Annotated in this window: 24 protein-coding genes; 7 read left to right on the top strand and 17 right to left on the bottom strand. The window is 52.0% G+C overall.

What is annotated here, in order from left to right:
• The first annotated feature begins 224 nt into the window (after window positions 1-224).
• Entirely contained in the window at window positions 225-1,004 is a 780-nt protein-coding gene (locus ACMGGR_RS19625; protein ID WP_246761338.1) for an L-threonylcarbamoyladenylate synthase, read from the top strand.
• Window positions 1,005-1,035: 31 nt separating this feature from the next.
• Here ACMGGR_RS19625 and ACMGGR_RS19620 read toward each other — a convergent pair whose 3' ends face one another.
• The 3 genes from ACMGGR_RS19620 to ACMGGR_RS19610 all read right to left on the bottom strand — a co-directional run bounded on the left by ACMGGR_RS19620 (window position 1,036) and on the right by ACMGGR_RS19610 (window position 3,984).
• Complete coding sequence (locus ACMGGR_RS19620; protein ID WP_246761339.1) at window positions 1,036-1,926, bottom strand: LysR family transcriptional regulator; 891 nt, start codon at window positions 1,924-1,926, stop codon at window positions 1,036-1,038.
• A gap of 1 nt (window position 1,927) precedes the next feature.
• Window positions 1,928-2,557, bottom strand: coding sequence for a LysE family transporter (locus ACMGGR_RS19615; RefSeq protein WP_414147663.1), 630 nt, complete (start codon window positions 2,555-2,557; stop codon window positions 1,928-1,930).
• A 131-nt stretch (window positions 2,558-2,688) separates the two neighbouring features.
• Window positions 2,689-3,984, bottom strand: a complete 1,296-nt coding sequence (locus ACMGGR_RS19610; protein ID WP_246761341.1) for an MFS transporter — start codon at window positions 3,982-3,984, stop codon at window positions 2,689-2,691.
• Window positions 3,985-4,047: 63 nt separating this feature from the next.
• Between ACMGGR_RS19610 and ACMGGR_RS19605 the strand changes: the two genes are divergently transcribed.
• The 3 genes from ACMGGR_RS19605 to ACMGGR_RS19595 all read left to right on the top strand — a co-directional run bounded on the left by ACMGGR_RS19605 (window position 4,048) and on the right by ACMGGR_RS19595 (window position 7,312).
• Complete coding sequence (locus ACMGGR_RS19605) at window positions 4,048-4,251, top strand: hypothetical protein (protein ID WP_414147662.1); 204 nt, start codon at window positions 4,048-4,050, stop codon at window positions 4,249-4,251.
• A 247-nt stretch (window positions 4,252-4,498) separates the two neighbouring features.
• Window positions 4,499-6,142, top strand: coding sequence for an alpha,alpha-trehalase TreF (gene treF / locus ACMGGR_RS19600; protein ID WP_414149003.1), 1,644 nt, complete (start codon window positions 4,499-4,501; stop codon window positions 6,140-6,142).
• 144 nt (window positions 6,143-6,286) lie between these two features.
• Window positions 6,287-7,312, top strand: coding sequence for a Gfo/Idh/MocA family protein (locus tag ACMGGR_RS19595; RefSeq protein WP_414147661.1), 1,026 nt, complete (start codon window positions 6,287-6,289; stop codon window positions 7,310-7,312).
• Here ACMGGR_RS19595 and ACMGGR_RS19590 read toward each other — a convergent pair.
• Window positions 7,309-7,707 carry a winged helix-turn-helix transcriptional regulator gene (locus ACMGGR_RS19590; RefSeq protein ID WP_414147660.1) on the bottom strand — a complete coding sequence of 133 codons (399 nt, stop codon included), beginning with the start codon at window positions 7,705-7,707 and terminating at the stop codon, window positions 7,309-7,311. The two genes, ACMGGR_RS19595 and ACMGGR_RS19590, sit on opposite strands and share 4 nt — an antisense overlap.
• Window positions 7,708-7,811: 104 nt before the next feature.
• Between ACMGGR_RS19590 and ACMGGR_RS19585 the strand changes: the two genes are divergently transcribed.
• Window positions 7,812-8,669, top strand: a complete 858-nt coding sequence (locus ACMGGR_RS19585; RefSeq protein ID WP_414147659.1) for an SDR family oxidoreductase — start codon at window positions 7,812-7,814, stop codon at window positions 8,667-8,669.
• A 54-nt stretch (window positions 8,670-8,723) separates the two neighbouring features.
• Here ACMGGR_RS19585 and ACMGGR_RS19580 read toward each other — a convergent pair whose 3' ends face one another.
• Complete coding sequence (locus ACMGGR_RS19580) at window positions 8,724-9,869, bottom strand: MFS transporter (RefSeq protein ID WP_414147658.1); 1,146 nt, start codon at window positions 9,867-9,869, stop codon at window positions 8,724-8,726.
• A 246-nt stretch (window positions 9,870-10,115) separates the two neighbouring features.
• Between ACMGGR_RS19580 and ACMGGR_RS19575 the strand changes: the two genes are divergently transcribed.
• On the top strand, window positions 10,116-10,700 hold the full coding sequence (locus tag ACMGGR_RS19575) for a YceI family protein (RefSeq protein WP_246761347.1): 585 nt from the start codon (window positions 10,116-10,118) through the stop codon (window positions 10,698-10,700).
• Between the two features lie 84 nt (window positions 10,701-10,784).
• On the opposite strand, the gene ACMGGR_RS19570 is transcribed toward ACMGGR_RS19575, so the two are convergent.
• The 11 genes from ACMGGR_RS19570 to ACMGGR_RS19520 form a co-directional block, all read right to left on the bottom strand.
• Window positions 10,785-12,884, bottom strand: coding sequence for a peptidase domain-containing ABC transporter (locus ACMGGR_RS19570; protein ID WP_246761348.1), 2,100 nt, complete (start codon window positions 12,882-12,884; stop codon window positions 10,785-10,787).
• On the bottom strand, window positions 12,874-14,163 hold the full coding sequence (locus ACMGGR_RS19565; protein ID WP_414147657.1) for an HlyD family secretion protein: 1,290 nt from the start codon (window positions 14,161-14,163) through the stop codon (window positions 12,874-12,876). Before ACMGGR_RS19565 ends, ACMGGR_RS19570 begins: the two co-directional genes overlap by 11 nt.
• 50 nt (window positions 14,164-14,213) lie before the next feature.
• Window positions 14,214-14,570, bottom strand: a complete 357-nt coding sequence (locus ACMGGR_RS19560) for a hypothetical protein (protein WP_246761350.1) — start codon at window positions 14,568-14,570, stop codon at window positions 14,214-14,216.
• Between the two features lie 218 nt (window positions 14,571-14,788).
• Window positions 14,789-15,646 (bottom strand): fimbrial protein, encoded by an 858-nt coding sequence (locus ACMGGR_RS19555; RefSeq protein WP_414147656.1) that lies wholly within the window; start codon window positions 15,644-15,646, stop codon window positions 14,789-14,791.
• A 123-nt stretch (window positions 15,647-15,769) separates the two neighbouring features.
• Window positions 15,770-18,304 carry a fimbria/pilus outer membrane usher protein gene (locus ACMGGR_RS19550; protein ID WP_414147655.1) on the bottom strand — a complete coding sequence of 845 codons (2,535 nt, stop codon included), beginning with the start codon at window positions 18,302-18,304 and terminating at the stop codon, window positions 15,770-15,772.
• A 78-nt stretch (window positions 18,305-18,382) separates the two neighbouring features.
• Window positions 18,383-19,066, bottom strand: a complete 684-nt coding sequence (locus tag ACMGGR_RS19545; RefSeq protein WP_414147654.1) for a molecular chaperone — start codon at window positions 19,064-19,066, stop codon at window positions 18,383-18,385.
• A 61-nt stretch (window positions 19,067-19,127) separates the two neighbouring features.
• On the bottom strand, window positions 19,128-19,667 hold the full coding sequence (locus ACMGGR_RS19540; protein WP_246761354.1) for a fimbrial protein: 540 nt from the start codon (window positions 19,665-19,667) through the stop codon (window positions 19,128-19,130).
• Window positions 19,668-19,838: 171 nt separating this feature from the next.
• Window positions 19,839-20,525: a winged helix-turn-helix domain-containing protein gene (locus ACMGGR_RS19535; protein ID WP_414147653.1), complete on the bottom strand. Its 687-nt coding sequence runs from the start codon at window positions 20,523-20,525 to the stop codon at window positions 19,839-19,841.
• A 302-nt stretch (window positions 20,526-20,827) separates the two neighbouring features.
• Window positions 20,828-21,202: a hypothetical protein gene (locus ACMGGR_RS19530; RefSeq protein ID WP_414147652.1), complete on the bottom strand. Its 375-nt coding sequence runs from the start codon at window positions 21,200-21,202 to the stop codon at window positions 20,828-20,830.
• A 4-nt stretch (window positions 21,203-21,206) separates the two neighbouring features.
• A complete protein-coding gene (umuD, locus tag ACMGGR_RS19525; protein ID WP_246761357.1) occupies window positions 21,207-21,626 on the bottom strand; it encodes a translesion error-prone DNA polymerase V autoproteolytic subunit in 420 nt (139 codons plus the stop codon).
• Between the two features lie 249 nt (window positions 21,627-21,875).
• The gene (locus ACMGGR_RS19520; RefSeq protein ID WP_414147651.1) at window positions 21,876-23,351 is read right to left on the bottom strand and encodes a PLP-dependent aminotransferase family protein; all 1,476 of its coding nucleotides are present in this window, start codon (window positions 23,349-23,351) and stop codon (window positions 21,876-21,878) included.
• Window positions 23,352-23,454: 103 nt separating this feature from the next.
• On the opposite strand from ACMGGR_RS19520, the gene ACMGGR_RS19515 reads away from it, so the two are divergent.
• Window positions 23,455-24,714, top strand: coding sequence for a 4-aminobutyrate--2-oxoglutarate transaminase (locus ACMGGR_RS19515; protein ID WP_414147650.1), 1,260 nt, complete (start codon window positions 23,455-23,457; stop codon window positions 24,712-24,714).
• 56 nt (window positions 24,715-24,770) lie between these two features.
• Here ACMGGR_RS19515 and ACMGGR_RS19510 read toward each other — a convergent pair whose 3' ends face one another.
• The gene (locus ACMGGR_RS19510; protein WP_414147649.1) at window positions 24,771-26,138 is read right to left on the bottom strand and encodes an APC family permease; all 1,368 of its coding nucleotides are present in this window, start codon (window positions 26,136-26,138) and stop codon (window positions 24,771-24,773) included.
• Window positions 26,139-26,263 lie beyond the last annotated feature (125 nt).

Here is a 26,263-nt window from a genome sequence, read left to right as displayed (position 1 = left end):
GCAGGCGGTTTAGTCTACAAAGAGCAATGTGCTTGATGACCACGATTTTCGTCGTCGGCAACAATTGTTTCCTGATGGAAACAATGAGCGCAATCACCCCTTTACTGTTGCGAAAAATACCCGCGGCGTTAGGATGAATTTATCCGGTCAGCGGGCGCTGTTATTTACGGGCTACCCTTAGTGAGCTGACCCACAAATTTACTTTTTGATATGCAGGTGCAACCATGAGCAACAAGACGATTCAGTGGAACGGTGGCTTACAGCCAGAAGCGGTTAAAATCCTGTCTGCCGAAGGCGGCATGATCGTTTGCCCGACTAAAGTGGGCTATATCATTATGACTTCTGACGCCAAAGGCTTAGAACGCAAGTTCGATGCCAAACAGCGTAACCGCAACAAGCCAGGCGTAGTGCTGTGCGGCTCACTGGAGCAGCTGAAAGAGCTGGCGCAGCTGAATCCGGAAATTGAAGCGCTGTATCAGCAGCATTGGGACAAAGATGTCCTGCTGGGCTGTATCCTGCCGTGGAAAGAAGAAGCCGTGGCGCGTATTCCGGAAGACGGATCGAAAGAGTTGATGATGGATCGCCGTCAGACCAGCTGCTTCGTAATTAAATTTGGCGTACCCGGCGAAAACCTGGCGAAAGAGCTGTGGGAAAACCACGGTAAGTTCTCTTTTGCCAGCTCCGCTAACCCGTCGGGTAAAGGCAACCGTGGCCTGGTTGAAGGTATCGGCGAGCGTATCGAATCCCAGGCGGATCTGATTATCGCGGCCAACGATTATGTAAAATCTATCCAGCCGAACGAGTCCGAAAAAACGCGCTATGAGCAGGGCGTTATGGTGGCGATGGTAGATGAAAACGGCAAGCTGGTACCGGAGCAGAAAGGCGAGCGCAATATTACCCCTTGCCCGGTGCTGATTCGCAAAGGTCTGGACGTGGATAAGATTATGTCCATGCTGTCAGATATCTTTACTACGTGGGATTACCGTCACGGTAACTACTACTAAATTGACAGGGCGGAACTCTGGTTCCGCCTTTTTACCGTAGCGCCTTCTGTAGCGCGGCGATAAACAGCCTGACGCGCGGCGAAATTAATCCGTTATCCTTTGTCAAAATCCAGGATTTATAAAGATCCATTTCCCATTCCGGCAGTACCCTACTTAGCTTTCCCTCTTCTACCGCCTGCAAAGCAATGTAGTCCGGCAAATAGGCGATACCCGTTTGCGCTACGGCGGAATTGACCAGTGCGGTACTGTTATTGGCCCGAAAGCGGCTGCGAACTTCGATATCCCGCTTTTGCTTCTCCTTACGGAAAGGCAGCGAGATGGTGTGGGCGGGGCCGCGAAACAGAATAAAATCGTGTCGCGAGAGATCTTCCGGCTTGCCGATGGGGTTAAAACGCGCCAGGTACTCCGGCGCGGCGTACAGTCCCCAACTGATATCCATCAGCGGCAGGCAGTGTGGGTGTTCCGGCCTGTCGCGTCGGATCACTACCGCCAGATCGATATTATCATCCACCAGATTGACTGGCCTGTCGGTCAGATCGAGATCGACGCTGACGTGCAGGTTATTTGCCACAAACTGGTTCAGCACCGGCACGATACACTGGCAGCCAAAAGTCACTGGCGCGACGACGCGCAGGCTTCCCGTTGGCTCTTCATGGAACTGGCGAATAAACAGATCCGCGCTTTTCACTTCGCTAAGGATGCGGGCGCAGTAGTGGTACCAGGTCATGCCGACTTCGGTGACGGCAATTTTGCGCGTGGTGCGCTGCAATAGCTTTGTGCCAAGACGAACTTCCAGCGCGGAAATCTCTTTGCTTACCGCCGACTTGGAAATCCCCAGCCGTTTTGCCGCTTCGGTATAGCTCAGCGTCTCTACCACGCGGGCAAAGATAATCATGGCGTGCAGATTTTCGACGTCGCTCATGCTAGCGGGCAGAGAGGGCCAGCGTGCTGCCCGCAAAAACAAACAGGCTACCCACGGCGCGATTCAATAAACGCAGGCGCGACGGACTGGCGAAAACGGCGGAAAGGCGTCGACCGGCGCAGGCATAGGCGAACATCAGTCCGCAGTCGGTGACCGCCCAGGTCACGGCCAGCGTGGCGAACTGCACCGCATGAGGCTGGCTGGCATCAACAAAATTAGGAAACAGCGCGGCAAAGAACAGCAGGTCTTTGGGATTGCTGATGCCAACCATATAGCCTTTGCGGAACAGCTTCAGCATGCCGGGCATTTCCTGCGGCTGGCCGGAAAGCACCACCGCTTCCGTGGGCGTCTTGTTGCGCCAGGCGCAGATCCCCAGCCAGATCAAATAGGCGGCGCCGACCACTTTCAGCACGATAAACGCGGTCGTGGAGGCGGCCAGAATGGCTCCTAATCCCAGCGCGGAGGCCGTCATTAACGTCATCGCCGCCATCACGCCGCCGGTGACCGTCGCCAGCGCGCGTCGGCGTCCATAGCGCAGGCCGTGCGTCATGCTGATAAGGGCAGAAGGGCCGGGCACGGCGATCAGCACCGTGATAATGCCGGCGTAGGCCAGCCAGAGATGAAGCGACATGACAATATTCCTTGAACGGTCATCCTGACGTGGCAGGATCCTTACGAGTGGCCGTAGCTTAATGGTTGAACAGAGGGAAGTAAATTGAGCAAAAGCGGACAGGGGCGGAGAATGCGAGCCGCCCCGTAAAATTAGCGTACTTTTTTGACCAGCACGGGGATCTGGCGCAGTTTATTGGCTAACACCAGACCGCCCAGCAGCATGACCGCAATAAAAGCGGAGACGCCGGCCCAGCCGTAACCGTGCCAGAAAACGCCGCCCAGCGTCCCGGCAACGCTCGACCCCAGATAGTAGAAGAAAAGGTAGAGCGACGAAGCCTGACCGCGTGCGCGACGGGCGCGATGGCCAACCCAGCTGCTGGCAACCGAATGCGCGGCAAAGAAGCCTGCGGCAAACAGCATCAGGCCCGGCAGCACCAGCCACAGCGTAGTGAACTGCGTGGCGATCAGGCCGGTTAGCATCAGCAGTAATGATGCCATCAGCACTACGCCGCGTCCGTAGCGAGCCGTCATCACGCCTGCTTTTGGCGAACTGTAAGTGCCGGTCAGGTAAACCACGGAAAGCAACCCTACTACCGTCTGGCTCAGCGAGAAAGGCGCGGAAAGAAAGCGATAGCTGACATAGTTAAACAGCGTGACAAAACTGCCCATCAGGATAAAGCCGACTATAAACAGCATCGGTAATCCCATATCTCGCCACTGAAACATAAAATTGATTAAAAGCTTACGCGGATGCAGCGAGCTGGCGCGGAAATGTTGCGAAGGCGGCAGCAGGCGGAAAAAGAGGATGGCGGCGGTCAGCGCAAACAGCCCTACCACAAACAGCGAAACGTTCCAGGAGAAATGGTCTGCCAGCATCCCGGTCGACAGTCGGCCAACCAGCCCACCGATTGAGTTACCGCTGATATAGAGCCCCATTGAAAAAGAGAGAAATCCCGGATGCAGCTCCTCGCTAAGCCAGGTCATGGCGACGGCCGCGACGCCGCTCAGCGCCAGGCCAGTCAACGCGCGCATGGTCAGCACGCCTTCCCAGCTGCTCATCGTGGCGCAGATTAGCGTAAAGAAGGCGGCCAGCAGCAGAGAAACCGACATAACCGACTTCCGGCCAATCGCGTCCGACAGCGGGCCGGTTACCAGCAACCCCAGCGCCATCATCGCGGTAGTCACCGACAGCGACAGGCTGCTTTGCGCCGGCGTCAGATGAAAGCTTTGTGAAAATACGGGCAAAATCGGTTGCACACAGTAGAGAACGGCAAAGGTGGACAGCCCGGCGCAAAAAAGCGCCAGCGTGGCATGCATAAATCTGCGGGTGCCTCGCATAATATAGGTTTTATTTATATCAGAACTGTCGACGGGAGAGACGAGACTGTCATCATCTGTGAGACTTTCCGGGTGCAACGCCACGGACTTATTTACTACCGGTGCCACGAGAATTCCTTAGTTGTATTTAAAAGGTTGGCTGGCTATCAGATAAAGTTATTACGAGCGGCAATGTTCAGCGCGCTGACGCGTAATAGTATTCTGCTGTTTAAATATAATGTAAATGAGAAAGTGAATTATTTTTACAAACGGGCGGTAGAAAAAATCGGGCATGCTGGCAGGCAGGTATCGCCAGGCGCTGTAATAGCAAAAGCCAGGCCTGGCCGCAGTTTATCGGCGGTGATTCAGGTTTTTTTACTTTTTTATTATGGTTGATAATCAGACAAATCAGCTGGCTTGTTTCATTTTTATCTGAAATGCAAATTTGGTTTTAAGCGCCGGGAATATTTTTTATAAGGTGAGGGAATATCTTTATAGCCTTTTCTGTTTATCTTTTGAAATATCATTTTATAGCCTGTCATATTATTTCAAATTTGCATTATGAGACCGGAGTACTACACTTATCCTTTACGCAAAATAAACCGAATATAGCGTTGTCAATCATCGGCATCAGGAGGTTTTTATCGCTTTTAATCAGAACGACCTGACAGTTGACAATAACCTGGCGGATTATGAAGCTTATTATTACGACTACGAAACGCCGGATACGACGATTGAGCCTCAGCCCGAACCGATCCACGGGCTGCCCGCGCCAGATATCCTGACGCCTGCCGATCGCTATCAGGAGCTTTTCGAAGCGGTGCAGAGCGCCAGGATATTTACCGACAGTAAAACCTTTGCGGACTGTGCGCCAAAAATCGAGCCAGAACGGATCCTTTATCGCTACTTTATCCAGCGCGAGCGGGAAGACTTTAACCTGCTTGCCTTCGTGCTGGAAAACTTCGATCTGCCAAAAATTAACGACAGCCGTTATGTGGCCGATCCCCAGAAAAGTATGGGCGAACATATCGACTCGCTGTGGCCGGTACTGACGCGTAAGCCAGAAAAACATTCTGAATTCTCTTCGCTGCTGCCGTTACCGGAACCTTATGTGGTGCCTGGTGGAAGGTTTGGCGAGACCTATTATTGGGACTCTTACTTCAGCATGCTGGGTTTTGCCGCTGGTGGTCAAAGCGAACTGCTGCGGCAGATGGCGGACAATTTTGCCTGGATGATTGATACCTATGGGCACATCCCTAACGGCAACCGAACTTATTATTTGAGCCGATCGCAGCCGCCAGTTTTCGCTCTGATGGTCGAACTCTTTGAAAAAGACGGCGTTAAGCCCGCGCACCGCTATCTCAAGCAGCTGAAACGCGAATACGCTTTCTGGATGGATGGCATGGATTCGCTAACGCCAAATGAAGCCTGTCGCCATGTAGTGATGCTGCCCGATGGGTCTGTCCTGAACCGTTACTGGGACGATCGTGATACGCCGCGTGACGAATCCTGGATTGAAGACGTCGAAACTGCAAAAAATTCGGCGCGGCCTTCCAGCGAGGTTTATCGTGACCTGCGCGCTGGCGCGGCTTCCGGCTGGGACTTCTCATCGCGCTGGCTAAGCGAAGCCGGACGACTGGAAAGCATTCAGACCACCAGCATTGTTCCAATCGATCTGAACGCGTTTCTTTATAAACTGGAAACAACGATTGCCCGGCTGTCGGCCAGCAAGAACGATAACGCCACCGCCGAGCTGTTCCAGCAGAAAGCGATACGCCGTCGCAAAGCGGTAGATAGCTGGCTATGGGACGCGCAGGCGGCGCTTTACCGCGACTATAACTGGCGTCAGCGTGAGAAAGGTGCGTTTTCGGCAGCGGCGGTAACGCCCCTTTACGTGGGCATGGCCAGCCTGGAGCAGGCAGTCTCTACGGCTGCGGCTATTCGTTCACACCTGTTAGCGCCCGGCGGCGTGCTGACCACGGTAGAAGAGACGGGTGAACAGTGGGACAAGCCTAACGGCTGGGCGCCGATTCAGTGGATGGCGATTAAAGGGCTTAATAATTATGGCGAAGAGTTACTGGCGAAAGAAATTGCTGCACGTTGGCTACAGGTGACGGGGGCGACCTATCATCGTCATCACAAAATGGTAGAGAAATATAACGTCGCCGGACGGGCACCGGTGCTGGCGGGCGGCGGTGAATATCCGTTACAGGATGGTTTTGGCTGGACTAACGGCGTTACTCGTCGTCTGTTAGCTATGTATCCGGATGCCGCGCCACAACGCTAGTCCTGCCTGTAATGTTATTTCCTGCTACCTGAAAGCCTTCATAACGAAGGCTTTTTTTCTGTGCGCCACACTGATTAAATGGAAAAAATATGCCATAACTATAAATATTGAACTTTATTGACCATTAATAACAAGGAGAAAACAGTGCGAATTGGATTAGTAGGTTACGGAACGGGCGGACGCCATTTTCACGCGCCGTTTATCGAAGCGGCCAAAGGTGTTGAGCTGGCCGGCATTGTAGCCCGCGCACCGGCCACCATTGAGCGCGTAAGAGCCGATTTCCCGGACGTGCCCATTTATAAGAGCCTGACTGACCTGCTGGCCGCTGGAGTGGATATCGTCACTATCACTACGCCGCCGCAAACCCGCCGTGAGCTGGTGCTGGAAGCCATAGCCGCAGGCGTGGCGGTTATCGCCGATAAACCTTTTGCGCCGGATGCCAAAACCGGGCGAGAACTGGCGGCGGCAGCGAAAGCCAAAGGGGTGGTGCTGGGGGTTTATCACAATCGCCGCTTCGATGCCGATATCCGCACGCTGCGTACCCTGCTGGAGCAGCAGCGCGTAGGTCAGCTGTGGCGTTTGCATAACCGTATGGATATGAACGAACCGCATACGCTGGAAGGCGGCGAAACGGGCGGACTATTGCGCGATCTGGGTAGTCACCTGATAGATCAAAATATCTGGCTGCTGGGACCGGTAAAGTCGGTTTTTGCTCAGCTGGACCGCGTGGAGCGCCCGGAAGGCGAGACCGATGCCAGCTTTGTGATTACCCTTGTGCACACCAGCGGCGTGCATTCACATATCTCTTCCAGCAAGATCAATTACCTTGCCGGACGCGAATTACGTATTTATGGCGATAAAGGCAGCTATCAAGCCAACAGTACGGACGTGCAGGCGCAGGCGCTTTTTGCCGGTAAGCGTCCGGCAGAGGATCCGGCTGGCTGGGGGTTTGAACAACCTTCGCACTGGGGCACGCTATATACCGCCGAGGGCGAAGAAAAAATTCCTTCCGAGCAGGGCTGTTATCACGCTTACTACGAAGCCTTTGCCGAAGCCGTTAAAAACGGTAGCGAGCCACCGGTCACGGCGGAGCAGGGGATCCTTACGCTGGAAGTGCTGGATGCCGCCTTACTGAGCGCCAGAGAGGGGCGGCTGGTAACGCTGGCTTAGCTTTGCTCAGCGTCGGCAGAAACGTCGCCTCGGTTATCGATAATCTGATGTAGATTCTCTTCGAGCCAGTCGGCAAGACCAATAATCCTCTCGCGCGCTTCCTGGCCCAACGGTGAAAGCTGGTACTCGACGTGCGGCGGGATGACTTCATATGGGATGCGCTTTACGAAGCCATCCTCTTCCATCAGGCGCAGCGTCTGCGCCAGCATTCTTTCGCTAACACCGCCGATTTTGCGCCGCAGTTCACCAAAGCGCAGCGTATTGCCATCCAGCGCAATCAATATCAGCAGGCTCCAGCGGCTGGTCAGGCGCTTCAGCACCTCACGGGAAGGGCAATCACGGTTTAACAATTCGCCCCGGCGAAATCTGGCGCCAGGTAAAAAATCTTTTTCCATACTAACAAACCTGTAAGTACTTACTTTCGGTAAGTGTATAGCATAGGCTGATCTGACGCAATTCTACGGCATGTCGCCGTGGTTAACTTTCAAGAGGAAAAATCATGATTGCAGTCACCGGTGCTACCGGCCAGCTTGGCCGCCTGGTTATTCACGCCTTATTAAAAAAAGTGTCCGCCAGTGAAATCGTTGCCGCCGTGCGTTCGCCAGAAAAAGCCGCCGATTTGGCCGCGCTGGGCGTGCAGGTTCGCCAGGCCGACTATACGCAGCCCCAGACGCTGCTTAGCGCTTTCAGCGGCGTAGATAAAGTGCTGCTGATCTCTTCTAACGAAATAGGCCAGCGCGAAGCGCAGCACAAGGCAGCAATTGATGCGGCCAAAAAAGCGGGCGTTAAGCTGTTGGCTTATACCAGCCTGCTGCACGCTGACAGTTCGGTAATGGGGCTGGGCGGAGAGCATCGCGGCACCGAGCAGGCGTTAATAACCTCCGGCGTGCCCTATGCCATTTTACGTAACGGCTGGTACAGCGAAAATTATGCGGCCAGTATTGCTCCCGCGCTGACGCACGGCGCTTTTATTGGCGCGGCGGGAGAGGGGAAAATCGCGTCGGCCAGTCGTGAAGATTATGCCGAAGCGGCAGCAGCGGTGCTGACGGCTAATGACAGCGCAGGAAAAATTTATGAGCTGGCAGGCGACAGCGCCTATACGCTGGCGCAGTTTACTGCTGAAATCGCCAGCGCGAGCGGCAAAGAGGTCAGCTACGTGAATCTGCCGCAGGCGGATTTTGCCGCCGCCTTAAAAACAGCGGGATTGCCGGAGGCGCTGGCCGAGATGCTGGCCGATTCAGATGCCGGTGCGGCCAAAGGCGCGCTGTATGACGAGAGCCATACGCTGAGCAAGCTGATTGGCCGTCCGACCACGCGCTGGCAGGATGTAGTCCGGGATTTTGTTGCTAAGATTTGAATGTCTGCAAGCCTGGCGTAAGGCCGCCAGGGCTATAAAACGACACAGAACGGCTTAAGAAAACACGCGGATTTTCTTTTGCCGTTTCTGCCATACCCACAGCAAAAAAATAGCCGTAACGGCGATAAGAGCCGCGCCTGTAAAGATGCGCGAAAAGCTGCCCGGGATCAGGGCCAGAAATGAGGAAAGAAACTGTCCGGAAAAAATGGCCATGGATAAACCGGCCAGGTTTTTCCCTCGTACGTTAACCGGGCTGTGCTCTACGACCATATGGTTAACCAACGGCACCGACAGGCCAAAACCGCAGCCCATCAGGATTGCGCCAGCAATCAGCTGTAGCGTGCTGTTTGCCGTGGCAAACAGCAGATGCGCAACGGCATAAGCAGCAAAAGCGCTATAGAGCGTGCCGTACTCTCCCAGCCTCTTCACGCCGTGCGGCATTATCCAGGCGGCACCCACGGCAACCAGCGAAACAAAAGAGAGAAAATAACCGGTTTCGGCCTCGCTGAACCCCTGCGCGTGCAGATGCAGCGGCAGTACGATCACCGCAGTAAAAAAGCAGACCATAGAAGAGAGCGCGGCTACAAAAACGGGGCGGAGCGAACGGGCCGGCACGCTATTTTTGCCAGCTTCGTTTATCGTCTCTTCCTGCGGCGGCTGGGGAACAAACAGCAGCAGCATCGCGATAAACAGCCAGGCAAAAAGATACAGTGCAAACGGCCAGCGCCAGCCCAGCGTTGCCAGTAGTCCACTAACAAACAGAAACAGGACGCCACCCAGCTCGATCGACATGCCTTGCAGCGCGATCATTTTCAGCCGTTGCCCGCCGCTGAAAAAGCTGGAAAGCAGGCCGGTTCCGGCAGCCATGACCAGCGCCGTCGCGCCGCCAAGCAAAAATCGATCGGTAAAGACCAGCCCTGGCCCGTGCAGAAAGGCGCCGGCCAGGCCAAGCAGGCCGTAGCTAAATAAGCCCACTAGCAGCGCCCGATAAAGTCCGGCACGCGCGATAAGCCGTGCTGCCAGCGGCCCCAGCAGCACAACGCCAAGCGAAGGAAGCGTGACCAGCCAGCTGGCGGCATCAGGCACGCCCAGCCGTGCGGCAATGGAAGGCAGGCCCGGAACGATGACGCAGCCAACCATAATCGTCAGGCAGGCAATGGCCAGCAACGTAAAGGATCCCACAGCAGAAAGCTTTTTCATTGGCTTCTTCACCTCTTCAACAGATATCCGTATGGTGGTTTAATTGTCCACATAGTGGTTGAAGTGTCAGGCGAGTAGAAGGCATTGTCAATCGGCGATCTTTGACGGATTGGCGCGATCGCCAGGATCGCCCCGTGCTAATTGCCTAATCTTTTTGACAAAGGCGGTCAAATATCTTCACTATCGGGCGAGCGCATAATCTTGCACTATTCTTAAACACTCTTTGTGGAAATAAGGATAATCGGCATGTCATTAATCAAAAAAGTTACCCTACCGTTATTAATCGGCACGGCATTATGGTCACAGTTCTCTGCTGCGGCTCCTGTAAACTATGCCATGGACACGGGCCACACTTCCGTCGTGGTTTCCTGGACCCATTTTGGTTTCTCTCATCCAACGGCCGATCTTTCCGGTATCACCGGTAACATTGATTTTGATGCCAGCAAAGTTAGCGACTCTAAAGTTGACGTAACGATCCCGGTTAACAGCATCGATACGCACGTAGACAAGCTGACCGAAGAGTTTAAAGGCGCGGACTATTTTGACGTGACTAAATACCCGAATGCGACCTTCAAAAGTACCAAAGTGGTCAGCACCGGTAAAAACAAAATGGACGTGCACGGCGACTTGACCATTAAAGGCATTACCAAACCTGTGGTTCTGCACGCGGTGCTGAATAAGCAAGGTATGCACCCAATGGTGAAAAAAGAGGCAGTGGGCTTTGATGCCACCACTACCTTTAAGCGTTCTGACTTTAAGCTGGATAAATATGTACCGGCTGTCAGCGACGATGTGAAGCTGACGATCACCACCGAAGCTTACGCGAAGTAATCTTTGCGCCCAAAGCCTGCCCGATGCGGGCAGGCTTTACGCGTTTAAGGCGTAGGTGAAACCGGCAGGCGCGACCGCACGGATTTAAAGCGTAATTACCCTGTCGGCTGAAGCAATAGTAGAAGGGCGGTGGGCAACAATAATGCGGGTAATTTTTAACGACGAAATCGCGTTATTAATTGCCGTTTCGTTATCGATATCCAGATGGCTGGTCGCTTCGTCCATAAACAGAATGCTGGGGCGACGGTAAAGCGCGCGGGCGATAAACAGGCGCTGTTTCTGGCCGCCGGAAATACCGCTACCTAACTCGCCGATCAGCGTTTCATAGCCCATCGGCATGGCCATAATCTCATGATGAATGTTGCTGTAAACGGCACAGGCCATCACCATTTCCCTGTTGGCATCCGCCGCAAAACCACTGATATTATCGGCAATCGAGCCTGAAAACAGGCGATCGTCCTGCAGTACGCAGGCAATACCCTGCCGGTAATTGTTCAGCCCGATTTTGTGAATATCCAGGCTTCCCGCCAGCACCTGTCCCCTGGTCGGCGTCAGCAGACCGCTCATAACCTTAAGCAGCGTAGTTTTACCCGCCCCGGATGGGCCAACGATAGCCACGCTTTCGCCTGGCTGGACGGCGATATCAAGATCGACAAAGATCGGTTTAGACAAAGCATCATACTGGTAAGTAAGATTTTTTACTTCCAGCGCGATGCCGACGCCGGGCTGAAAAACGGTTTGCGCAGAGGTTTCTTCTTCCGCTTCGGTGAAGATAATGTCGGAGATCCTTTCGTTATGCAGGGAGAGCATCCGCAGGCTTAGCAGCAAATCTATCAGGCTGGAAGCGCGCTGCGAAAACTGGCCGCGATAGGAGTTAAACGCCATAAACATCCCAAGCGTCATATTATTATCAATAACCATCATGGCGCCCAGCCAGAGAATAGCTACCTGATCCAGCGTAGCGATAAGCGTATTGATACCGCCAAACATCATATTAAAACGCGTAATTTTAATGCCCGTATTGGTGGCATCAATATTCAGGTTCAGCCAGAAATTTGACCGTACATTGTTAATGCCCAGCGCTTTAACGGTAGAAATGCCATACAGCGTTTCCATAAAATGTGAGCTGGATTTAGCGCCTTTCACTATCTGCTCTTCAGAGAGCTGACGATAAATGCGGTAGGTAAACAGGCGCATCAGCGCATAGCACAGCGTAAAGCCCATCACGACCCATACCAGCCAGCCGCCGTACACCATCATCATGGCAAAAAGGCCGAGAGTCATAATGGTATCAATGATCCCGGAGACGATGCTGTTGGTAAAGGTTGTGCGTATCGCATCCAGAGAGGAGAAGCGGGACTGAATATCGCCCAGATGCCTTTTTTCAAAAAAGGATAAAGGCAATTTTATCAGGTGATCAAACAGCGTGGTTTTCCACTGGATATCCGTTAGCGTAGCCAGCGCAATGGAGGTCCAGGCCCTGACGACGCTGACAAAAGCTTTAAACAGGGTAAAGATAATGAGTCCGAGACAGATGACCGTCAGCAGATCGTGATCGTGTGCCTGAATCACATGGTCAGTAACCAGCTGAGTACCCACGGGTAATAATAAATTGATGGATTCAATGACCACCGAAAGGGCGAATATTTTCAGCAGCGCGCCCGGCAGGCCATCAATATTTTTCATCAGGTCGAGCAGGCGCAGGCGGGTTTTAACCGTTTCCTTATGGAACTCTTTATCCGGCCACAGTTCCAGCGCGACGCCGGTAAAGTGGTTAGACATATCCTTCATGCCCACCACGCGCCGCCCGAATGCGGGATCGTGTATAACAAATGAGTTATGGCGGACTTTCACCAGCACCACAAAATGGTTCATATCCCAGTGGAGAATGCAGGGCGTTTTAAGCTGTTTTATTTCATTCATGTCCAGCGAAAGCGCACGGGTCTTTAACTGCATCTGACTGGCGATATTGACTACCAGATTTAAGGTTGCCCCTTTAGTTGATACGCCAAACTTGTTGCGAAGATTAAATAAGTCAACGTTTAAACCATAATAAGCTGAAACCATGGCCAGGCAGGCCAACCCGCATTCTGAGGATTCAGATTGTAATATCTTTGGCACCTTGCGATATAATGAAAAATTGATTTTATTGTTTATTTTATCAAACAGCTCTTTAGTTTTCATCGACGTACCCACTTACGCTATTTTTGATTTTATTTATGGGTGCTACGGCCCATTGATACAGCGGCTTTTTCTCCAGGAAGACGATTGCTTTCGCCTGAAGTCCACTGGAGATTTGCAGCTTCTTCCCTTTATCACTAAATTCGGTGGCGCTGATAGAAACCAGCGCTTTGTAGTAGGAGCCTTTGGCGAGCTGTGTTCCGCTGCTGTAGCTGGTTATCTCTTGTGGCGTCGCGGGAATCAGTGAAATGGAATCAATCTTTCCGGGAAATTGCCCAAATTTATCTGACGGGAAAGCGTTATAGCGGATATTGATACCGTCGCCTTTTTTGACGTAGGGCACGCTATTGTCAGGCAGCCAGAGCTGCAAATAATAGCGTACGTTCTCCGTAGGTTTTATCTGCGCCAGGCTGGCGCTGGCTTCCACCATCTGGCCCGGCGTGACGCTAAGCGACTCAACAATGCCGTCTGTCCTTGAGCTGATAATGATGCTGCTGCTGGCTTTATATTCGGCAAGCTGGCGCTCCAGATCGTTTACCTGTGATTCACTTTGCGTGATTTGATTATCAAAGTCGGCGGCGCGCGTAAGCTTATCGCTGCGCAGCTGCGAAAGCTGAACGCTTTCCTGAATGCTTTGATTATTCAGTCCCTGCCAGGCGTTTTGTTGAGAAAGCGCCTGCGCGCGCTGATAGTTAAGCTGATCCTGGGTGATTAAGCCTTTCTTAAGATGCTGTTCATAGTCGTTCAGGCTTTGATTCATTTTCCGCACGCCTTCACGCACGCTGGTGACCAGTTTCTGCGTTTCTTTATGGGCAGCGGCATACTCATCGATTTGCGCCTGAAGGTTCTGCAAGGTGGAGGCTTTATTGGCTTTTAAGCGGGTGATGACCTGCTGTAGATTTTCTATCTGCGCCTGCACGGCGCCAATAGCGGCATTGCTTACGTTGCCTGAAGAGGTGGTTCTGGAGACATCCAGTTCATATAACGCTTCGCCTTTTTTAACTTTGTCGCCAGCCTGCACGAAACGGTTAATAATATAACCCTGTTGCGGCGAGTAAATATTAACAGAGTGGGGAAGCGTAATAATTTCCCCCTCAACGTCGATCCTTCTGCTGTAGTCAAAGAAAATCATCGCCAGAGCAAGGGTTATGACAAAAAGAAAACAGAGGCCGGTAATCACCACCGCCGGAATTTTTGACAATAAGAGTGCTTTGCCAACCCATTTCTGACGCTGATAATCTATTGCATCCGTGCGGAAAATACTCTTTTTATTGTTTTCCATAACGTATCCATAAAAAAAGAGCCACCGAAGTGGCTCTTTTCAAGCGTTTATTATCCGATAGTGCCGTTAATCATGCCTTCTATAGCCGTGTTTGCTGCTTTATTGATGGTCTCCCAGCCAACCACGGCACCATAAAGACCAAAACAGATAGAACCAATAATACCGGCACCAATCATACCTATGCCCTGGCCCACTATGCCTAAACCGAAAATACCACCGCCGTCACCACCGTGCTTGCCACCAATCAGTGCGCCGGTTGCGCCACCCATCGTCGCGCCAACGGTGGCAGCACCAAATAGCTCCAAAGTATTACTGGCCAGGCTGCTCATAAATGATTGTACATCTGTAAAATCCCAGCTGTACGCCCCAGAAACTTCAGCCATTTCCATTACGGAAATTTCTTTCATGTTACTACTCCTTTTTATTTTATCCCCTCATTATTAAGGGTATTCCTTTAGCTGCTCTGATTAATCAGGCGGGAGGATTCTGATTTTTATTGCCCTTTTTTTCAAGTGAAGTATTACTACTTCACAATGGTGAAAGAATTATTTTCCTCTTAATCTTATTTTGCGGATATTAAAGTAATCTGTCAGTCCGTAGAGGACTTTCGGCAAAAGGGTTAGCATTAATTTTGCGTAATGGTAAACGTCATTGCCGCGTCTGCCGTACCGGGTTTAATCGTACCGGTTTGCTTATAACGTGCAGTTAAGGGTATTTCGATGCGCTGTTCGGCGTGAGCGTGTTTGGTTGTGGCCGTACCAAAGCGTATGGGCGTTCTGTTTTCATCCAGCATTTCTACCGCAATGCCGGTTGCGGCACCGGTATCATTATTAATTGCCAGCATGCCGGTACCGGCTGTGCTACCAACGGCATCGAAAGTTACCTGTACGGGAGTGTCGTTAGCTTCACATTGCAGAATGACAGAAAAGTTACGCTCTGATGACGCGCTCGTACTGCCAATCCCGGTAAATTCATTACGGTTTGGGCTGCCTAAATTTATCGTTTGCAGTTGTGAATTCACATCAGCAAGACAGCTTTTTTGTACGACGGTGAGGCTATTTACCGTCAGGTTAGCAAAGACCTTCGAGTTAAGATAAAAATTAGCGTACAGCTTGCTGCCTACGGTGCCGGGTGTAATAGCCCCTGTTTTTACAAAGGTTAGCCTGACTTCATTCTGATTTGTCCACGGCGTTAAGAAGCCGGCCGACAGTGAAGTACTGTAGGGGAGGCCCATTCCGTTTTTATAGAGGTCGCCAATAATGACGCCCACGCCCGGAATTCCTGTTTCGTATGCGTCAGCAACCGTAGTACTGGCCGTTAAAACCGAAGACGAACGGTAGGGCGAAGAACCGGTACAGGCTATAGCCAGCGTCTTACCGGCAAAACTTTTACTGTAGCGATAGGCCAGTACTTCACCTACGGCTACACGAGGATCTATAGAGAGTTTTATGATGCCGGTAGTGCCTTTAATGTAAGCACCCATAAGACAGGAGCCGGCGTGAGTCAGCGTGGAAAAAGATAACAATAGCAACAGTAGTTTTATTTTGAGGCCGATCTTTAATAAGTCCATTTTATAGCTCCAGCGGCTTTAGCATTATCGCAATATTTACTGACAGAGGCCGTTCAGCATGTGAATACCGGTTTTATTCTTTTCTTCTGGCAGTACATAGCTCACCCGGCACTGTTTATCCGCAGTCTTGCCCCACTGCACCAGCAGCGTGCCGGAAGATTTAAGGCCGTTCAGATAAACCTGGCCTTCATCACCAACGATACTTGCCTGCTTGCTTGCCGCCAGGTCGACTACGGTCGCGCCAAAGGGAACCGGCTGATGATGGTAGGTAAGGGTCATGATTACTCTGGCACCGGTCTGGGCTGAAAAATGCGCGGCGACAATAGCGCCTCTGGTTGGCACCACGCTTTGGTTTGTGAGATCCAGATCGACATTGTCAGGTAGCGTGGTGCTATCAAGCACCACATCGGAAAGACGATACGGGGGTAAATCCGGCACCAGCGTATAACCGCGAAAATCTGTTTTCACGCCTGTTTGATTATTTACTCTGACGCCGGTGACATCTGGTGCAATGACTAACGCTGCCGTATTACGGAACGGCTGGCTCAGCGTGAGGCCATTTTTATGTAAGAGCACGCCGCCTTCTATACCGTAATTGATTCTCCTCGTTTGCTTGTTATAGCCATAGCCGCCGGCCAGTTCGCCATAGGTTCCACGATAAACAGCGTCAAGGTTGCCGCTGTTTCCTGCTCCCTGGCTGGTATAACCTTCCCGGACGCTCCAGTTCAGATTACTGTCTTCCAGCGCCACGCCGCTGATACCCAGGCTATGGCTGGTGTTACCCGGCTTGCCGCTGGCTATCATATAGTTTGCCCAGCTGCCGGACAGCCAGCGATCCAGGGGAACGGAAACGGTAAAAGAGAAGGTCTGGTTTTTTTCATAGCGGCGAGGGCTGGCGCGATTTAACGAATTGCGGTTAAAGCCCCAGGCAAAACTACAGGTAATACCGTTGTAGCTATTGTTGTAGCTGGTTGAAAAAGACTCCGTTCGGCGCTCGGTGCGCCAGTAGTCTTCTCTGAGCAAACTGAGGCTAAGTGAACCGGCCCGATCGCCCAGATTCTGGTTAAGCGTCAGCTCGGTTCTGTTTCTCGCCTGCTCGCGCGGGTAGCGACGGTAATCTGCGCGCCAGCTGGCCATTAGCTCAGGCAAAGAGTAATAGTCACGCGTTGAGTAACGATAACCGGCGATAGCGAAGTTGGTACCGGTCTGATAAAAGTTTTTGCTGTAGCGAACGCGCAGAGACTGGCCGCTGGCCTTACTTTTATCGGCAAGGCTTGATTGTGCATGGATGATATCGGCGGAAATAGCCCCGGCACGACCAAAGTTTTTACCCATGCCAAGCGCAAAAGAGCGGTAGTTGGCCGCCGCCTGCATTCCGCCAAACAGCGTCATATTCCACGGCAGGCCATAAATAGCCGTAGCCTGGGCGAAATGCTTTTTATCAACCGCGCTGTTATAGGGGCGGTATCGTCCGGTAGTAACGTTGTATTTAAAATATCCTTCTCTTACCAGAACCGGCAGGGAAGCAAACGGCACGGTCAGATTTTGTTCACTGCCGTCCGTTTCCTTTATCGTCACGTAGAGATCGCCGCTGCCGCCTGTTGCATACAGATCGGTTATGGCGAAAGCGCCCGGCGCAACGTAGCTTTGATAAATAATATAACCGTTCTGCCTGATGATAACCTGGGCGTTAGTTTTGGCTATGCCGCGTACTACTGGCGCATAACCGCGTAAGCTTTCCGGCTGCATCTCATCATCCGATACCAGTTGTCCCCCCAAAAAAGGTACGCTTTCAAAAATATCGGCCTGCGAATGGCTTTCGCCCAGGGTCAGCTGAGCCTTAAGGGGAATAATATTACGTTGCAGAAGCGTATATATCGATGCCCACCTTCCCTGTTCGGCAGCGCTGCTGCTACGATTCCAGGTCGTATAATTACGCAGTCGCCATGCGCCAACGTTTAAGCCCGGCTGTAAGCTCAGATACTGGCTATCCTGACTGACCAGACGACGACTGGTCGTAGAACTGTTAGCGCCAGAAAAACGGTAATTAAGTAAGAATGCAGTGATGCCTTCGTCATAGCGATCAGGCGAAATATACCCTCGCGCGCTGGCATGCAGGGCAGCCTGTGGAATGCTTATCATCAGCCGCTGGGTGTTAAAAATGAACGAGGTTGTTGCCTGGGGGATAGCACTGATATTAACGCATCCCTGGCTATCCTCCTGCAAATCGGGAAAAGCGCCGGTGCGAACGTTCCATGATGTCAGTAACGGCAGAGTCAGGCAGGGAAGCATTTTGCTACCGCCGCCGTCGAGCCTGAAATTTATCGTGCGGGTTTCTATAAAACGATTATTTAGCCATACGTCAACAACGTAATCACCAGGTGCCTGTGACTGGCTATTTGCAAAGACAGAGAGATCGGTTTTATCAGCGTTATCCCCGCTGGAGTGCAAAAACTGCGGATTAAACATCTCATGCGCGAGCGCTTCACAGTTCAGAAAAAACGCAGAGAACAGAGGGATGGCGATAGGCCATAGCTTTCTGGGGTTGTTTCTTTCAGGAATTGAACTCATTTTCGCATTCCTTTGCGTGGGTGAAATGATAAAGATCGTTTTTAAGCGCGTTTATCCTTGAGGGGGCCTCTGTGGGTTTTATAGCGTTGCACGATGAACTTCCCCGAATCCGCCATAGTCGTTAATAATTTTCCAGCTGATTTCTCCGCTATGAATTTTTTCTGCACCTGCGAACGAAGCAGAGGAGTAAGGCGCTACCAGGCCGCCATCCGCTATTTTGCTATTGCCCGCTTTTATATATAAAAAGTTCATGTAATAACCGGTGGGATTGGTAACCTCAAGGCGGTCGCCGGCTTTTTTCCAGCTCAGACGATGAGTAACGCTTTCCGGCATGTCATTTTTAAGCGGCGAGGGGCGATAAATAAGCTTTAAACGGGAGCGTACCGCTATCTGTAGCGTGTTGCTGTCTTCTCTGGAAGAGGACGGAATCGACTTTATATTCAGCCAGAACAGGCTTTCTCTGTCCTGTGGCAGTGCGCTGGCCGTCCTGATTATCCTTAATAAGTTTTTTTGATTGCCGTCAAGACGAAACAGTGGCGGGGTCACAATAAAAGCGTTATCGGCTTTTATCGGCTTGCCGTCACTGTCTTCCGTCCATGACTGAATCAGAAAAGGCACCGGGTCGGGATTTTCTATATTAATGGCGCTTTCTTTTTTATCGCCGTGGTAAATCAGGCGGCTGCTGCCAATAATTATTCCGGCATTAACGTTATTTGCCAATAAAAAGAGCAGTGAGATAAGAGCAATACAGAGTTTTTGCATGATGTTTCTCAATAAATATCAACAACACCATCCGCTAAGGGATGGTGTTGCAATCTATCTTTTAATAATTCACGGTGAAGGTGGCAACAGCATTGGCAGGGCCTGCGGTGACGGTGGCCGCTTTCTGGATGTAGCGAGCGTAGAAGTCCAGCTTATTGGTCGTTGAGCCGGAGGTCAGGACATAGGGAGTAGACTCGGTGAAGAGAGGTCTTATGCCATTACTGTCGGAGAGCTGGATACCAATGCCGGTCGCGACGCCTTTCTCCTGGGTCAGCGCCAGCACGGTATTGTCACCTGCATAAGCGATACCATCGAATTTCACCTTAGCCGTAGTGACCGATTCCGGGCAGTTTTTCAGCAAAACGTTAAACTGCGTGGTGCTGGCAGTACCGCCTGCGGTAGAGCCCACGCCGCTAAAAGCCGTTTTATTGACGTTTCCCAGCGTTACATTCATTGTTGATGCCCCTGAGCCGTCCAGATCGACGGTACAGGCTGCATCTATAATACTGCCTTTAAAATTGATGACGCCATCGGCGGCGGCGGCAGATAAACCCATAGTCATTAAGGCTACGGTAGTCAGTGCGGTGCAAAGTTTTTTCATGAAGTTATTCCTTTTTAATTTTATCCTGGATGCTGTCTATCGGGCATGCAGGCTAAAATTTGTGGCTTTCCTTTACAGGCGGGTGCCCATCTTTCTGCAATCTGGATAATTACAGCGTCGGTAATCTAAACCTTACCTGTTTTATTAATCCAGATATGAAAGTATAAATTTTCACGCTTCATGAAGATCATAGGGTCTGTGATTTTTATATTCTGTCAATGCAGAGGGTGGGATGACATGATTTTTTTCTATCCCAAAGATGGAGCAGGAGGCGTTTGCGGAAAATAGATAATGGGTGGTAAGGGTGATGATAAATGAAACGAGAGCGGCAATAAATATAAGCAAACAGGGATGAGTATTTTTGACTTTGCTGGCTCTGTCGCTGCTTTGTTTGGTTAACAGGATTTTTTCAGGAGGAAAGTGGGCTAAATTCCGATCGGGATCGGTCAGCTCTAAAGCATCGATATTCCTGATCAACTCATCCTCTTTCTCAACTTCTTTTACCTCGATTTTTCTGGTTATCGTTAGCCCCTTATGCGGTACGGTAACAATAAAATCTTCAGAGAGGCCTGCTTGTCTGAGCGCTTTTCTCAGTAAGGATATATTCTGGTAATAGGTGTTCTGGGCGACGACGATACCCTGTCGGCTCCAGACCTCTTCGATAAAATCTTTTCTGGAGATGATTTTTTGCGGGTTTTGTAGCAAAAGGAGTAAGCAGCGGCTTGCGGGAGCATTAATAAAAATGGTTTTACTGACGCTGTTATCCTTCACGACCATCAGCTTCTTTTTATAAGGTGTAAATAACACCTTATTGTCGATCATATAAAAACAGGCGTCGCATTTATCTCTGTTATACATTGTTCTTTCCATGATGAACTCTGATGCCATCCTGGCAGTCAGAAAGGTGGTTTTTATCCTTCTTTTCAGGAAAAATTATGAAAGGAGAGTTTATTATTCAGCTTCTTCCTAAAAGTTCAGTCCTGAAGATATATTTATATGATTTGTGTTATAAAGTCTATCTGTATGAAGCTAAATTTTTCAAAGGCTAATTTCTTATCGGTTTTCTGAATCATTACCAATAAAAATGCGGCAAAGATTACCCTGTTACTGATGCAATAAAGCTGACGGTAAAATGCTCTCGCCGGTTAATTAAGGCTATTTCATAGCGAAGAACGCTGGCTGGTTGGGATGATTTCACGGATGGCCACGCCGATAATGGTGACCTCGCTTAAGGCTTTACCCTCAATGATTACCCCCTCATCCGTTATGATCTGCTCCGGATGGCGTCTGACGTACGCCCAGTTGCAGTCGCCCGCCACCTCAATCAATACCCGGCTACCGGCGACGGCAGGGCGATAGCGGTCAATAATACAGAAGCTGCCGTTGCAGGCGCTAAGGTAGCAATCATCGTTGGTAGGAATAAGATCCTGAAGTTTGCTAAACAAAAACTTTATCTGGTGGGTGGAAGCCAGATTCTGTTCTGCGGCGCTGGCAGCAACGCACGAGCGATACACCCGATTTTTTAATCCGCTCATGTCATTACTCCATTGCCTTGATGGTAAAGGTAACAACGCCAAATATTTCCAGCTGCTCTTCTTCGGCCAGAATAATCGGCGGCCATGCCTGATTCATTGCCAGCAGCCGCACATCCGGGCGCAGCTGTAATTTTTTTACCGTAAACTCGCCGTTAACGGCTGCCACCACGATATCACCATGATCGGCAGTGAGGCCGTTATCGACGACCAGCAAATCGCCGTCATCAATACCGGCGTCTTTCATAGAGTCACCGCTGACCCGAATGTAATAAGTGTGCTCTGGCCGCTGCACCAGCAGATCGTTTAAATCCAGACGCTGTTCGACATGATCGTGTGCGCCGCCGGGCGATCCGCAGGGCACTCGGTACAGAAATAGCGGTCGCTGCACCAGCGCGCGTACCTCAGCAGGGCGAAGGAGATTCATAGGGTTATCCTGAAAAGGGCTGTATATAAATACAGTATTACCTTTTCCGATAATCAATCAAGCTTGCCGACGCTTTTTTTCAGGATCGCTAAAAGGGAGGAAGGGGAGAAAACGGGCGGCCGGGCCTGCCAGCACGGGAAAGCGGGATGAAAAAAGGGAGTATTCTGAAAAACGGCGGACCGCAAAATCAGCGTAGCGTTTTGCGGCCCGCGGGCTGGAAGGCGACTTTTAACGCAGCGAGCAATGGGCTTAGTGACCTGCAAGGCGACTTTTAACGCAGCGGGCAATGGGCATAAACGTCTCTGCCATCGCCTCGGCGCTGACGCAGGCGTAGCCCAGAATCAGACCGTGCCTTTTTGCTTCGCCAGCGTAATAGACTGAAAGCGGGCGAGTCCATACGCCTTGCTGCTCAAGCTCGGCGCTGAGGGCAATATCATCGACCGCCTGCGGCAGCGCTAAAATCAGGTGCAGGCCGGCATGGCTGTCCTGACCAATAAATTCAGCGCCCAGCTCATGGCAGATAACGTTGACCAGGGCAGCGCGCCGCTGGCTATAGAGCTGACGCATGCGGCGGATATGCGCCGCATAATGGCCTTCACGGATAAACTCGGCCAGCGTTAACTGGGTAAGGCCGTAGCCGCCGCGATAAAGTTCAGAGTGGGCAATTTTAAGCCGCTCCGTCAGCGAAGGCGGCAGAACCATATAGCTGATGCGCAGCCCCGGATAAAGGGTTTTGCTGAATGTCCCCAGATAGATAACGCTTTCATCCGGCGACAACCCCTGTAAAGCCGGAATCGGGTTTTCGCCATAGCGAAACTCGCTGTCGTAGTCATCTTCAATGACCAGGCTACCCCATTTTTTCGCCCGATCGAGTAATGCCTTACGCCGGTTGAGGCTCATCACGGCTCCTGTCGGATACTGGTGAGAAGGCGTAATACAAATCAGGCGCGGCGGCGTGGCCTCTGGCGGTAGCGTCAGCCCTTCGTCATCCACCGGAACCGGGACAATCCGCAGGCCGTTGACTTCCAGCACGCTGCGATGCCCCCAGTAACCGGGCTCTTCTACCCAGACCCGATCGCCATGATCGCACAGCATTTTAGCCAGCAGATCCAGCGACTGATGCGTGCCGGAAGTGATGAGGATCTGCTCCGCACGGCATTTGACGGAACGCGAGACGCGCAAATATTCTGCCAGCGCAGTTTGCAGCGGCGCATAACCTCCGTGCTGCGAATAGCTCAGTATTTCCACCGGAAGCCGCACGTTAATACGTCGCGCAATTTTGCTCCACGTATGATGGGGAAAATGACGTACGTCCGGCACGCCAGGCATAAAAGCGCCCCACTGGCGCTGGCTGGCTCCGGCACGGCTCAGCAGCTGTTCGCCTCTTTGCGATAGCGTTATCTGCGCCGGGCAGGGGTGGTCATTGCTGGTCTCACCGACGCCAGACATATCGCGTTCTGGCAGTACGTTATTAACAAAGGTGCCGCTGCCCGCCCGGGTTTTCAGATAACCTTCGGACTGAAGCTGTTCGTAAGCGGCCAGCACCGTATTACGCGACACGGCCAGCTCCGCAGCCAGGTCCCTGGACGCAGGCAGGCGGGTTCCCGGTGAGATCATTCCTTCCTGAATGGCTTGCTGTAGCGCATCGTACAGACGCTTGCCCAACGTGCCGGGCATGGCCTGCTCAATGCGGTATGCAACCAGATCGCCGACGAGTGTGCGCAAAGTGGCTCCTTAAAATAGTCAAAACTGGCTCTGGATAATAGCACCCTAAAGGCGCTAAAAATCAGGGTAATCACTATCTTCTATCCGTAACGAGGAGCCAAACATGAGCAACAGTGTCCAGCAGCGCCGTCTTGATGCCACGCCGCGCGGCGTCGGGGTAATGTGTGATTTTCTGGTCAAACAGGCCGAAAACGCGACGCTTACCGATAGCGAAGGGCGCGAGTATATCGACTTTGCTGCCGGTATTGCCGTGTTGAACACCGGACATCGTCACCCTGCCGTGATTGATGCCGTCAGGCAGCAGCTGGAATGCTTTACCCATACTGCATTCCAGGTGATTCCTTATGAAAACTACATTTCGCTGGCCGAGCGGCTGAACGCGCTGGTGCCTGTCGAAGGTAAAGTGAAAACCACCTTTTTTACTACGGGTGCAGAAGCTGTAGAGAACGCCGTGAAAATAGCGCGTGCCGCGACGGGCCGTGCGGGCGTCATTACTTTTACCGGCGCGTTTCATGGCCGCACCATGATGACCATGGCGCTGACCGGCAAGGTAGCGCCTTATAAAACAGGGTTTGGGCCGTTTCCCGGCTCGGTGTTTCATGCCCGCTATCCTAATGCGCTGCATGGCGTCAGCGTGGAAGATGCACTGAAAAGCCTGGACGATCTCTTCCATTGTGATATTGCGCCGCAGGAAGTTGCCGCCATCATCTTCGAACCTATCCAGGGTGAAGGCGGATTTAACGTTGCACCGCCGGAATTTGTTAGCGCGCTGCGCCGCCTGTGTGACCAACACGGCATTGTGCTGGTCGCCGATGAAATTCAGTCCGGCTTTGCGCGTACCGGCAAAATGTTCGCCAGCGAATACTATCCGGATGCGAAACCCGACCTGATTACTATGGCAAAAAGCCTTGGCGGCGGTTTTCCAATTTCCGGCGTGGCGGGTCGTGCCGATCTGATGGATGCGCCAGCGCCAGGCGGGCTGGGCGGCACCTATGCGGGCAATCCCGTGGCGATTGCGGCGGCGCATGCCGTGCTTGACGTCATTGCTGAAGAGCAGCTGTGCGCAAGAGCCAACAGGCTGGGCGCACAGCTGTGTGAAGCGCTGGAAAGCACCGGCAATCCGGCTATCGCGCAGATTCGCGGACGTGGCTCAATGATCGCCGTTGAGTTTAACGACCCGGCCAGCGGCGCACCGAGCGGTGAGATTGCTCGCGCCATACAAAAACGCGCGATGGAAAAAGGTCTGATTCTGCTGACCTGTGGCGTGCATGGCAACGTGATCCGTTTTCTGTATCCGCTGACGATCCCGGATGCGCAGTTCAAAGAATCATTAACCATTCTGACGACGATCTTTAAAGCATAAAAAGATCGGCAAAGGAACAAACGATCCCCGAAGGAAACCTGCCTTCGGGGATTTTTTTATTTTCCGGGCAGCTCGGCATGTAATTTATCAAACTGTGGCGGCGGCTGACGGAAACGGCGAGTTAAATACGTTAAGTAGATCACGCCCAGAATGGCCCAGGTTAACCCCATCGTCAGGGAAGAGGCCTCCAGATTTACCCATAGGATAGCGACCGTTGCGGCACCTACCATCGGCAAGACCAGATAATGCAGCTTCTCTTTCCAGCTTTTATTACGGCCTTCGCGCCGATAGAAGTGGTTAAACACGGAGAGATTAACAAAGGTAAAAGCAACCAGAGCGCCAAAATTAATCAGCGCGGTGGCCGTAACCAGATCAAAGTAGAGGGCGGAAAGCGCTACAACCCCGACCATAATGACGTTTAGCGCTGGCGTTCGCCATCTGGGATGCACGTAGCCAAAAACCTTTTCCGGAAATACGTTATCCCGGCCCATCACATACAGCAGGCGGGAAACGCTGGCGTGTGAAGCCAGTCCGGAAGCCAGCGTGTTGATAAAAGTGGTGCAGAGAAATACCGACTGGAAAAGCTTACCGCCTACGTAAAGCGCGATTTCGGGCAGCGCGGCGTCAGGATGCTTAAACCGGCTGACGTCCGGAAAAAACAACTGCATAAAGAAGGAAGCCGCAATAAATATTAGCCCGCCATAGAGCGCCGTCAGGAAAATGGCGCGCGGAATGGTTTTTGCCGCGTTAAACGTCTCTTCCGAAAGCGTGGTCACCGCATCAAAACCAAGAAACGAAAAGCAGACGATGGTTGCGCCGGTAATAATCGGCAGCAGGTGAGCATTTTGACTGACAAAAGGTTGCACGGACCAGACCGTTCCCAGCCCCTCTCCTTTATATAAGCCGTGAACCACCAGGAAAATAAATACCGTGATGATCGCGACCTGTACCAGCACAAACAGCGTGTTGAAATTTGCGACCAGGTTAACGCTTTTCAGATTGGCGGCGGTCATTATCGCTACAAATCCCACTACCCAAACCCAGGGGGGAACGGACGGAAACAGAACGGAGAGGTAAATCTTCGCCAGCAGAACGTTAATCATCGGCAGGAAAAGGTAGTCCAGCAGCGATGACCAGCCGACCATAAAACCAACGTGCGGATTAATGGCTTTCTGCGCATAGGTGTAGGCAGAACCCGCCTGCGGAAACTGGCGTACCAGCTTGCCGTAGCTGATAGCGGTAAACAGCACGCCAGCCAGCGCCAGCAGATAAGAGGCCGGGACGTGGCCCTGGCTGATACCGGAAACGATACCGAAAGTATCGAAAACCGTCATTGGCGTCAGGTACGCCAGCCCCATCATCACGACTTGCCAAAGCTTAAGGGATTTTTTCAGCCCGGGTTTTTCCAGAGTGGTGGGCGTCATTGATAACCTCCTTGCCGATGCACGACGTTCGGCAACCCTTGCACCGCAGAAACGGCAACCGGAGACAGAAGAGCAGGCGGGTTCAGGCCGCCTTTATTATACAGGGCAGGTAACATGCACATTTC

Source organism: Erwinia sp. BNK-24-b, assembly GCF_047456155.1.
Taxonomy (GTDB): Bacteria; Pseudomonadota; Gammaproteobacteria; order Enterobacterales; family Enterobacteriaceae; genus Erwinia; species Erwinia phyllosphaerae.
This window is presented reverse-complemented; position numbering and strand designations above follow the sequence as displayed.